We start from the raw sequence: 12,024 nt of genomic DNA, 5'->3' as shown, positions 1-12,024 counted from the left end.
AACCTATATAATGAACAAATACCTGAAATACTTTGGCATAGCACTGATAGTGATCATCGTTGATCAAGCGGTTAAAATGCTGGTTCATTTCCAGATGGACTTTGGATCACCTGGGCAGATTCCAATTTTTGGAGACTGGTTTAAATTACATTACACCACAAATCCTGGGATGGCATTTGGAATGGAACTGGGTTCTGAATATGGTAAATTACTCCTCACCTCTTTCCGGTTGGTAGCCATGTTTGGCATTGGTTATTACCTCTATCATATTATTGAAAAGACACAGCCTACTTTATATATAGTTTGCATAGCTATGATTCTAGGTGGAGCAATAGGCAACTTAATTGATTCCATTTTCTATGGAGTCTGGCTAAATAACGCACCTTATAATGCATCTACCCCGTGGTTTCATGGACAGGTAGTAGATATGTTTTATTTCGATATTTGGGAGGGCTATCTACCTGAATGGCTGCCTGTTTGGGGAGGCAGTTATACTGCCCTTTGGCCTATTTTCAATATAGCAGACGCTGCGATTTTTGTGGGAGTAGCGATGATTTTAATGTTTCAGAGCAGTTTTTTCCCTGAAAATGATAGAATAACAAAGCCAGTAAAAGAAGAAGAAATAGATCAATTCACTGAGTAAAAATCTTCAGTTTGCATATGAAAAGTCCCTTAAGATCTGAATCAGCGATTTTAGGGGCTTAATGTTTTATGAGAGAAAATTGCCTCAAATCATGAATTTGAGCAGTATTTTTTGTAATTTTCAACTTGCTTTTCCCTTTTTTGGGATACTTAACCCCGACTTAGCTTCCTTTGCTTAACCCCAACAATATAGGAAGTTGTGTCTTTCCGAAAATTATATGATAGTTGATGCTGATAAGCCTTTTCAGTTAGTTTATTCCATTTACAGCCATGAGTTCTTGGGGCTGCTTATAGAATCTTTTGTCGTTCAATTAGATCCTCAGGGCAGACTCTCTTTAGCTTTCCAAAACATAAGTTCTGCTAATGCTAGTGAATTTGATTCAGGCATGAATAAGACAGACTATGATTTGATAAAAATCATGGACTCGATGAATCCAGAAGTGGTGGTAAAGCCATTTATTAAGCGAGGGAATATTCGCCCAAAGCAATATCTGGCTAAGATTTTTGATCCTAAAACAGAGGATAAAAAAACGCAAGATGCCATCGAAGAGGTTATCGAAAAGAAGCGTTCCAAAATTATGCCTCTATTAATTGGAAAAAGACTTTTTGAGATGGGATCTGATGGATACCCAGTTTGGAAAGAATTAAAAGTACATGCAGAGCGGGCTAGTGTTCTATTTCATTTCCATAAAAATGAGGAAAACACACACTACTGGCCTACCATAAAATTCAAGAGTGAAAAACTTGACTGGCAATACAAGAATGGGTATTTCATCAGTAATGATCCTGGATGGTTGGTGGTTGATGGAAATCTGTTTCATTTTGAAAAAGGAATTGACGGGAAAAAACTCAGGGCATTTTTAAATAAAAAATTCATCGTTATTGACAAAAGAATTGAGCCTAGCTATTACCGCGGATTTATGGCCAATTTGATTTCTCAATTTGACGTAGAATCAGTCGGCTTTGATATCAACATAGAGCGTGGTACTCCAGAAGTTTTTATAAACATTAGCGATCTGCCTGGAGGAGCTGGAAAAACACTTTTCGGTGAAGATGGGGAAAAGCTAGAGGAGGATAAAATCGTATTCGAGCTTCGATTCAAGTACGGAAATATTGATTTCCCTGTGCAGACACCAAGCTCTGAAAAGCATGGAGCATCTGTAAGACTGGAAGAAGGAGACGATAGTTATACATTTTACAAGACAATTCGCAGTACGCAAAAAGAAAAGGCATACTTAAAATTACTTCGAGATCAAGGTCTCGAATTTAAAATAGGTAAAGACTCTTTACCAAAGACTGAAGCTTTTGAATGGATTGGTGAAAATGAAGACTTTCTGGAAACTGAGAAAATCAAAATTGTCCAGAAACCTAATTCCAAGGGCAAGGTATACAACATTGGCAAAGCACATATATCGATCGAGGTCAATGAGAATATTGATTGGTTTGATGTCAAAGCACTGATAAAGTTCGGTATTTACCTGGTGCCTTTTGCGAAGCTGAGGAAGCTTTTGATGCAAGGTAAAACAGAGTTTGAATTACCAAATGGCGAAATCGCTGTTATTCCAGCCTCTTGGTTTGTAAACTACTCTGAGCTTTTCAATTTCATGGAAGATCGTGGCGATGAAAATGTCATGGTTTTACGCAAACATCATTTGGCGCTAGCCAGAGAGATGGAAATCGGGAATTTGGTACAAGTAACCTTAAGTAGAAAGCTGGAAAGACTTAGGGATTTTAGCTCAATTGAAGAATACGAATTGCCAACGAAGTTTGATGGCACATTACGTCCCTACCAGCATGCTGGATATAATTGGCTGAGATTCCTGAATGAATTTAAGTTTGGTGGTTGCCTCGCCGATGATATGGGTTTAGGTAAAACAGTCCAAACCCTAGCTCTACTAGCTCATGAGATGGAAGAAAATCCTGGATTGACTTCGCTGCTCGTTATGCCCACATCCTTGGTTTATAACTGGGAACTCGAGGCTAAAAAGTTCACTCCAGAATTGAAAATACTAGTCTATTCAGGTTCTCAGCGGATCAAAGATCCATGGAGATTTGGAGATTATGATTTGGTACTGACTTCCTATGGAATCACTCGATTGGATATAGAAGTGTTGAAAGGCTTTTATTTCAACTATATTATTTTAGATGAGTCTCAAGCGATAAAAAACCCTGGAAGTAATATTGCAGCAGCGGTGAATCAGCTGAAAAGCAAGCAAAAATTGATTCTGACAGGTACGCCTGTAGAAAATAGCACGATGGATCTATGGTCACAGATGAACTTCATCAATCCTGGCTTACTTGGCAATCAAAATAGCTTTAAAAAGCAGTTCTTGTTGCCAATCGAAAAACAAGGCGATGTAGGGAAGTCTGCAAAACTCCACGCGATGATTAAGCCTTTTATTTTAAGAAGGCTGAAATCTCAGGTGGCGACGGACTTGCCAGAGAAAATCACCAATGTGAAGTACTCTGATATGACTACGGAGCAAGAAGAGGTTTATGAGGAAGTAAAAAACTACTATCGAGAGAAAATCATCTCGGATATTCAGAGCACAGGTAGAAATAATCAACAGTTCACTTTGCTACGAGGTTTAACTCAGCTTCGTCAAATTGCGAACCATCCCAAGTTAGTTCGGGATGATTATGAAGGGGAATCTGGCAAGCTGGAGGACGTGACTTACATGCTTCAATCCACGATCTCCGAAGGGCACAAAGTACTTGTGTTTAGTCAATTTGTAAGGCATCTAGCTATTGTGAAGGAGTACTTGGAAGAGCAAGGGATTCCTTATGCATACCTTGATGGGTCTACTAAAGATCGTCAGGCTCAGGTTGAAAAATTCCAAGAGCAGGAAGAGATTAAAGTCTTCTTGATCTCTCTAAAAGCTGGTGGAGTTGGTTTGAACTTGACCAAAGCAGAATATGTATTTTTACTAGATCCATGGTGGAATCCTGCTGTGGAGGCTCAGGCAATAGATAGAGCACATAGAATCGGTCAAGAAAATAAGGTAATCATCTATAAATTCATCACGCGAGGAACTGTGGAAGAGAAAATTATGGCCTTGCAGAATAGGAAGCTAGCACTTGCTGGCGAACTGATCAATACGGAAGAAAGCTTTATGAAGAGCTTAGGCCAAGAAGATATTGCTGCATTGCTAGATTAAAAAAGAGCTATTTTATGAAAAAGGGCAGAATGACAAATTCTGCCCTTTTTTTATTGAATTGACAGTCAACCGTATAAAGAATGTTAACATTTATTTAACTACAAATTCTTCTTGAATCGTTGCCAATAGCCCGATTATTTTTCTAAATTAAATCACCACGTACCACAATACTACCTGCGCATGCCTAGAGCCAAATCCGATAACGACCGGAAAATATTTGTGCTGGATACTTCGGTGATCCTCTATGCACATAACTCCATTATGAATTTTGCTGAGCACGATGTGGTCATACCGATCACGGTGCTGGAGGAACTTGATCAATTCAAGAAAGGCAATGACACCAAGAATTTTGAAGCCCGGGAATTCATCCGATTGTTGGATAAACTTTCGCAGGATCACATGATTCACAATTGGACTCCCCTAAACGGAAAGTCAAAGGGGAACTTTAGAGTCCTGATGAATCCCGAAAATACGATGAATGCCAATGAGATTTTTGGTGAGGAGAAAAATGACCATAAAATTCTGAATTGCGCACTTTATCTCAAGCAGAACGAGAAGGGAAGAAAAGTAATTTTGGTAAGCAAGGATATCAATCTACGCCTGAAAGCTAAATCGCTTGATCTATTTGCGGAAGACTATGAAACAGGTAAGATCAAGAATATCAATGAGCTGGAAAATACTGGGAAATATATCCTCGATAATATCGATCCAGCACACATCAACATACTTTATGATCGAGGAAGTATAGATGCAAAAATTATATTAGGTAATAAAAAAAGACAATCAAATGCTTACTACATCATAAAAAGCGATAAGAATTCTGTTTTGGCCTATTACAATTCAGATCAGGATATTCTTGAGCGTGTAGATAAGAAATTAGCGTACAATATCAAGCCAAAAAATGCTGAGCAGACCTTCGCCATGCATGCGATATTGAATCCCAATATCCGCTTAGTTTCAATCCAAGGAGTTGCAGGAACAGGTAAGACTTTACTGGCTTTAGCGGGAGCTTTGGAACAAAGACGAGATTATAAGCAGATATTTTTGGCTAGGCCTATTGTTCCGTTGAGTAACAAGGATATAGGGTTTCTGCCAGGGGATGTGAAGTCTAAGTTGAATCCCTACATGGAGCCTCTTTGGGACAACTTGAAATTTATTCAAAATCAATATAAGGAAACCGATAAGGAATTTCAGAAGATAACGGAGTTAGTGAATCAGGAGAAATTGGTGATTCAACCATTGGCATATATCCGAGGTCGTTCCCTGTCTAATATCTTCTTTATCGTGGATGAAGCGCAAAATCTGACTCCGCACGAGATCAAGACTATTATCTCCAGAGCTGGGGAAAACACTAAGATTATCTTCACAGGCGATGTGTTCCAGATTGATACACCATATTTGGATTCACAATCCAACGGCTTATCTTATCTTATAGATCGAGTCAAAGATCATCCGCTGTATGCACATATCAAACTGGAGAAAGGAGAGCGTTCTGAACTGGCGAATTTGGCGAATGACTTGTTGTAGATGAAACATAGAATTAAAAGGCCGCTTCCATTAGAAGCGGCTTCTTTGCATCCTATTTGAAATATTGATTGATTAATGGAGTTTTTTTTCTAAAGCTATGAAACCAATATGCGTTTTGGTGTTAATCCTATCCTTTACTTTAGGATGTAAACAGGAAAAAACGAACAAAGACATTTTGGGGCATTGGTGGTCAACACAAGAAGACTCCAGCTATTTTGAACTTTACATTAATGAGATTGAATTCGTTTTAAATCATGCGTCTTATGGTCCGATTCCTCGAAAATATGAATATCACTTTGACACAATTTACTTATATAATTTTGAAAATGAGAAGTTAGGAAAGTGGCGAATAGTTGATAGTTCTGACTCAGTTTTAGTTTTAAGTAATCAAGAGGAAGAGTACAAATTGTACAGAATAAATATTCCTAATTCATATTTTGAGTCTTACCAAGACAGCTTAGACTGGGAAAGTTTTGAAGAAGAGTTTCACTTGAGATACTTGAAGAGGAGGTACCAATAGCCTTATCAGTTTTTCCATATAAAAAAGAACACCCTAAGTTGTAACCTACTCTTTTACAAACAATTGTCCATCTCTGACTTTTTGATGTTCATAATCGAACAGACAATTAAGCCCGTTCTTACATAAAGCGCTGATTTTAAACCAATTGTATTTTTGGGTCGTTTTTTGGCTTATAGTTATTATAGAAATTGAACCAACTATTACTGCCATGATTACTTCACTATTTTCCCAAAAAAACGTTTGTGCTGCATTAGGCCTTATGATGGCAATTACCATTGTTTGGAAAGCCAAAGTAGAGACAAATCTTATACAGCATACTGCTCGTATTGAATTTTCTGATTCAACTTACACTAGGGATATGACATCAGATTCAGAAGCCATAAATGCTTATATGTTCAAAAAAATAAGGACCGAAAATTCGGTCCTTTGATAACATTAATGGGGGAAATTCCCATCACGATTACTCGTAAGAGTAGATTTGGTTGATTTGTTAATCGAAAGAGGTGGGTAATCACCCACCTTTTTTTTAACTTTCTGTAATCGTACTTAGTTTGGCTAAGAAGCTATTGTAATACTGTCTTCCTACCTGTATAACAGCTCCAGACTGAAGGGTGATTTCTTTAGTATTGAAGCTTTCTATTTGTCCCAAGTGAACGATAAAAGATTTCTGTACTCGAAGAAATAACTGAGAAGGGAGAATTTCTTCTATTTCCTTCATAGATTTTCTAATATTATAATCTCTCTTTTTGGTGAAAATTGTCACCATATTTCCATTGGCTTCTATATAATAGATATCATCATAAGAAACCCGCTCAAAAGCATTATCTGCTTTAATAAAAACAGCATCACTTACTAAAAAAGGACTATCTCCATTAATACTTACTGCGGCTGTTTCAGCAACTGGCTTCGTTCTCTTATTGTAAAGAACGATCTCAACTATAGCATGAATGTCATTTGTATTGAATGGCTTTACTATAAATCCAGCAGGATTTATTCTTTTTGCACGTTCAATGATTGTGGGATCTGAATATGAAGTAACGTAAACCAACGGCGCGTCTACCATTTGCTTAACGATTTCTCCAAGTTCTATACCATCCTTATCACCTTTAAGTTTAATATCCATGAATATTAAATCAGGACGATATTTCTTGATAATTTTAATGCATTGGTTTGCAGAGTTTGCTATGTCAGTATTTACATACCCTAATAGTTCTAATATTTCCTGAATATTTTCTGCAATACTGATATCATCTTCGACGATTAAAATCCTCTCTTCTTTCATAAGTAGCTGGCAGATATTGCGTTTTTGGATGTGAACCTATTAATTCTGAATGATTAGTCTATTTACTTACTAGTTACATAATTTTTCTTTGAAATCAAATGCTTTTTTATGGACATGAAACATTAAAGACTCATCATTTCCTTAAATCTAGCTGCCTGTCTTCTACTTACTTCAATTCTATCACCACCTTTAAGTGTGACTACTAAGCCACCGTTGAACCATGGTTCTATTCCTTCAACCCAACCAAGATTGATGATATGCTTTCTACTTGCACGAAAAAATGATTTTTCGTCTAAGCGCTCGTCTAAAGCATTTAACGATTTATGAATCATTGGCTTGAAATTGTCAAAATAGACTTTAATATAGTTGCCATCAGACTCAAACAAACGCACATTTGAAAGTTTCACAAACCAGCATCTATCACCGTCTTTGACGAATACTTGGTCTTCGAGAGTCAGTTTCTTTTGACTATGAGATGAAGGTGTTTCTTCGCTTTTGTTAAAACCATCAATTTTTCCTTGGAGCTTAGTGATCGCTTCTTCTAGGCGCTTTGGCTCGATTGGTTTTAAAAGATAGTCTAAAGCATTTACCTGAAAAGCTTTCAGCGCATATTCATCGTAAGCTGTGGTGAAAATCACATGAGGAACATTGTCTAGTTCTTCTAGAAGCTCAAAACCTGTTTTTTCAGGCATTTGGATGTCTAGAAAAATGACATCAGGGTTGAGCTGTTCAATTTTCTCTTTAGCATCATCCACGTTTACCGCTTCACCTACTACTTCTACACTTTCAAGTTGATTTAAAAGGGTGATTAGCTCTTTGCGTGCTAATCTTTCATCATCAATTACAATGGCTCGCATTTTTGTTGAGTTTGTTATTCGAATGTAACTTTTTGTTTCGGGATTTTTATTTCTGTGATTACGAATTGATTCCCTGAGTTGAAGATACGGAAGCTTGCTTTACCACCATATATTAACTTTAGCCTTTGTACTGTATTACTCAGCCCATGTCCTTGCTCATCGTTAGAATTCAAAGAAGGCTGATGCGTAAGTTGACCACTATTTTTGACCTGAATATACAAATCATCGTGCAATCCTTCTCTGCATTTGATTTCTATCGTACCACCTTTCACTAGATTTGACACCCCGTGTTTAACTCCATTTTCTACAATAGTCTGGAGCATCATAGGCGGGATTTTGTAGCTATATGACTCATCTTCAATTTGATAAACAACCCTAAGCCTTTCTTCAAACCTGATAGTTTCAAGTTCCAAGTAATCTTTTACGGTATTTAGTTCATCACCAAATTCTATGGTTTGTTTTTTGTCCATCATCAGAGAAAAGCGTAACATGTTCGAGATTCTAGTGATGGCAGTTTTTGCTTTGATTGGATCTTCATCCACCAGAGCTCTGACGCTATTTAGCGCATTGAATATAAAATGTGGATTGAGTTGGCTTTTCAGGTGATTCAATCTAATCTCATTAATCTTTGCTTCATACTTCAAGGTGGTATTATAATTATCCAAAAAATGCACCAGAAAATACATTACAAACCATAGCGCATACAAAAGAATCGCTTGAAAAATGTTAGCCAATATCACAAGAATCTTAAAATCTTCTACCGGGTTTAGCGTACCAAAAGCAATATTTATTAAGATTTGAGCAACGAAATTGGCTAATGAAAGCGCAATAATAGAAAGGAAGGATTGGAAAAAGAGCTGACTAATTCCTAACTTAAACCAATTGTAATTTTTGATTATGTAGCGTAAAAAATGAGTAGATATAAGGTTGGTCGCTGCAAGTACAATAAATGCCCAGATTTGAACCGCCGAAACTCCTTGAGACAAATTCGCTAAAAAAATACTCACTAAGGCAAAACCGCCCCATCCAACTATTTGAAGCAACCAATACAGCTTTGTTCTGTTCATAATCACCCAAAGATAAATATCCAATTTGGCTACTGCTTCTTAATTTGATAAAAGGAGGATACCCTTGATTACAACCCTTGTTAGCTATTTAATTCCATTTTGAGGAATTTACCTGTGTAGCTACTCGCTGCAGCTGCTACTTTCTCAGGAGTACCCTGCACTACAATTGTCCCACCTTTATTTCCTCCTTCTTGCCCTAAATCCACAATATAATCTGCCATTTTTATCACGTCCATATTATGTTCTATGATCAGTACAGTATTGCCTTTAGTTACTAGTCCATTTACTACAAGCATCAGTAACTCTATATCTTTGAAATGAAGTCCAGTTGTAGGTTCATCAAGTATATAAAAGGTCTTTCCGGTATCTTTTTTGGAAAGTTCTGTCGCTAATTTGACACGCTGAGCCTCGCCTCCTGACAATGTAGTGGCATGCTGTCCAAGGGTAATATAACCTAGTCCCACATCATTCAATGTTTTAATCTTTCTAAGGATTTTTGGAAGTTTATCAAAAAATTCTACCCCTTGTTCTACAGTCATGTCTAGCACATCCGAAATTGATTTTCCTTTGTAGCGAATCTCCAAAGTTTCTCTATTATAGCGCTTGCCTTTGCAAGTTTCGCAAGGTACATGCACATCTGGGAGAAAATCCATCTCAATGAGTTTCATCCCTGCGCCTTCGCAATCTTCACATCTTCCTCCTTTTACATTGAAGGAAAATCTTCCAGGCTTGTATCCTCTTATTTTGGCCTCTGGCAATTCGGTGAAAAGCGTGCGAATATCAGAGAAAACCCCAGTGTATGTAGCTGGATTTGATCTTGGCGTTCTGCCAATAGGCGACTGATCCACCTCAATTACCTTATCTAAATGCTCTAACCCTTCTACACTTTTGTAGGGCATAGGGTTCTTTTTGGAGTGATAAATATGCTGATTCAGGATAGGATAAAGTGTCTCGTGAATCAGGGTGCTTTTCCCACTTCCTGAGACTCCAGTAATGCAGATTAAAGTGCCAAGTGGAAGAGTGAGGTTTATGTTTTTAAGATTATTACCTGATGCACCTTTTATCACAAGTGACCTGTCTTTGCCTTCTCTCCTTTCTTTTGGAACTGGTAAGCCAATCTTTCCTGCTAAATATTTTGCCGTAAGGCCATCTGTTCTTAGAATTTCGGCTGGCGTACCTTCTGCTACGATATGTCCTCCATGCCTCCCCGCTCCTGGCCCCATGTCTAACAGGTAATCTGAGGCTAGCATCATGTCTTTGTCATGCTCCACCACCAGAACTGAGTTACCCAGATCCCTCAAACTTTGAAGTGCTTGAATTAATTTTTCGTTGTCGCGTTGGTGTAGACCGATACTAGGTTCATCCAATATATAAAGTACACCTACCAATTGGGTTCCTATTTGCGTAGCCAATCTAATTCGCTGAGCTTCGCCACCTGAAAGTGTACGAAGCGGTCTATTAAGAGACAAATAATCTAGACCTATGTCTAGTAGGAAACCGATTCTTTTACGAATTTCTTTCAAAACTTCAGAAGCGATCACGTTTTGCTTCTCTGAAAGTCTTGTTTCCAATCCTTCAAACCAAGTCCCTAGTGAACGAATGTCCATCACGGCTAGCTGCCCGATGTGGGTATCGTCTATTTTGATGTGAAGCGCTTCTTGTTTAAGTCTATAGCCATGACAGTCTGGACAGGTCTGCGTAATGGTGAATTCACTCACCCAATCTTGAATTTTATCTGAACTGCCTTCTTGATATTTTTTCAAAAAGTTAATAATCCCCTCGAATGTCGTGTGCCACTTTGTACCTGGATATTTCACGGAATCTACAGCCACCTCCACCTTATCTCCATTGAGAAGTATATCCACCACTTCGGGTGGCAACTTCTCTATCGGCGTACTCATACTGCATTTGTAATGCTTCAGGATAGCTTCTATTTTCTTGAAGATCCAAATATCTCGATATTCACCAAGCGGTGCGATTCCACCTCGAGTGATACTGAGTTTGGAATCTGGAATTATGCTTTCACGCGTGATTTCCTCTGTTATACCCAAACCATTGCAAGTAGGACAAGCTCCATATGGGCTATTAAAAGAAAAAGTATTTGGGGCAGGTTCTTCGTAAGAAAGCCCTGTCTCTGGATCCATCAAATATTTTGAAAAGTGATGAATTTCTCCTTTTTCATCACGAATCATAATTACTCCTTTACCATGCTGTAAGCCGGATTTCAAGGATTGTGTGATTCGAAAACGATCTGATTCTTCCGCAATAATTCGGTCAATGACAATTTCAATATCGTGGATTTTGTATCGATCCACTTGCATTTTTGGCTCCACTTCCATAACTACACCATCTACTCGCACTTTTGAAAAGCCCATTTTTCTAACCTGCTCAAAGAGTTCTCTATAATGGCCTTTTCGTCCCTTGACCACTGGTGCTAGGATATAGAGTTTTTGATCTAAAAAATTTGTGAAAAGCAATTCAATAATTTGATCCTCGGTCTGCCTCACCATCTTGGATCCAGTCAAATAAGAATACGCTTCGCCTGCTCTAGCGAAAAGTAAACGCATGAAATCATAAATCTCTGTCACCGTACCCACAGTGGAACGTGGATTTTTGGAGGTGGTCTTTTGCTCAATGGCTATTACAGGTGAAAGACCGTTGATTTTATCTACATCTGGTCGCTCCATCCCGCCAAGGAAGGATCTGGCATAAGCTGAAAAAGACTCCATATACCTCCGCTGTCCTTCAGCATAGATGGTATCAAATGCCAATGAACTTTTACCACTTCCGCTAAGACCAGTGATTACCACTAGTTTATTTCTTGGAATCTTTAGATCTAGGTTTTGCAGATTGTGCTCTCTGGCACCAAAAATCTCGATGTACTCTTCCTTTGCAGGAGTGACTTGACTCATATTGTAGGATGGCAATTTTAGACGGCAAAGGTACAGATTTTCATCTGCACACGATAGTA

Annotated in this window: 8 protein-coding genes; 4 read left to right on the top strand and 4 right to left on the bottom strand. The window is 38.1% G+C overall.

Annotated features, from left to right (window positions below; all coding sequences use genetic code 11):
• Positions 1-10 precede the first annotated feature (10 nt).
• The 4 genes from BVH02_RS08380 (at position 11) to BVH02_RS08365 (ending at position 5,847) form a co-directional block, all read left to right on the top strand.
• Positions 11-643 carry a lipoprotein signal peptidase gene (locus BVH02_RS08380; RefSeq protein ID WP_086500961.1) on the top strand — a complete coding sequence of 211 codons (633 nt, stop codon included), beginning with the start codon at positions 11-13 and terminating at the stop codon, positions 641-643.
• Positions 644-860: 217 nt separating this feature from the next.
• Entirely contained in the window at positions 861-3,800 is a 2,940-nt protein-coding gene (locus BVH02_RS08375; RefSeq protein ID WP_086500960.1) for a DEAD/DEAH box helicase, read from the top strand.
• 180 nt (positions 3,801-3,980) lie between these two features.
• Entirely contained in the window at positions 3,981-5,327 is a 1,347-nt protein-coding gene (locus tag BVH02_RS08370) for a PhoH family protein (RefSeq protein ID WP_086500959.1), read from the top strand.
• 97 nt (positions 5,328-5,424) lie between these two features.
• Entirely contained in the window at positions 5,425-5,847 is a 423-nt protein-coding gene (locus BVH02_RS08365) for a hypothetical protein (RefSeq protein WP_086500958.1), read from the top strand.
• 526 nt (positions 5,848-6,373) lie between these two features.
• Here BVH02_RS08365 and BVH02_RS08355 read toward each other — a convergent pair.
• The 4 genes from BVH02_RS08355 to uvrA all read right to left on the bottom strand — a co-directional run bounded on the left by BVH02_RS08355 (position 6,374) and on the right by uvrA (position 11,965).
• The gene (locus BVH02_RS08355; protein WP_086500956.1) at positions 6,374-7,129 is read right to left on the bottom strand and encodes a LytR/AlgR family response regulator transcription factor; all 756 of its coding nucleotides are present in this window, start codon (positions 7,127-7,129) and stop codon (positions 6,374-6,376) included.
• 122 nt (positions 7,130-7,251) lie between these two features.
• The gene (locus BVH02_RS08350) at positions 7,252-7,986 is read right to left on the bottom strand and encodes a LytR/AlgR family response regulator transcription factor (RefSeq protein ID WP_086500955.1); all 735 of its coding nucleotides are present in this window, start codon (positions 7,984-7,986) and stop codon (positions 7,252-7,254) included.
• Between the two features lie 14 nt (positions 7,987-8,000).
• Positions 8,001-9,053, bottom strand: coding sequence for a sensor histidine kinase (locus BVH02_RS08345; protein WP_086500954.1), 1,053 nt, complete (start codon positions 9,051-9,053; stop codon positions 8,001-8,003).
• Positions 9,054-9,133: 80 nt separating this feature from the next.
• The gene (uvrA, locus tag BVH02_RS08340; RefSeq protein ID WP_086500953.1) at positions 9,134-11,965 is read right to left on the bottom strand and encodes an excinuclease ABC subunit UvrA; all 2,832 of its coding nucleotides are present in this window, start codon (positions 11,963-11,965) and stop codon (positions 9,134-9,136) included.
• Positions 11,966-12,024: the final 59 nt, after the last annotated feature.

It is taken from the genome of Algoriphagus ratkowskyi, assembly GCF_002150505.1.
Taxonomy (GTDB): Bacteria; Bacteroidota; Bacteroidia; order Cytophagales; family Cyclobacteriaceae; genus Algoriphagus; species Algoriphagus ratkowskyi.
The sequence above is the reverse complement of the archived record's forward strand: the minus strand, read 5'-3'. Positions and strand labels throughout refer to the sequence as shown.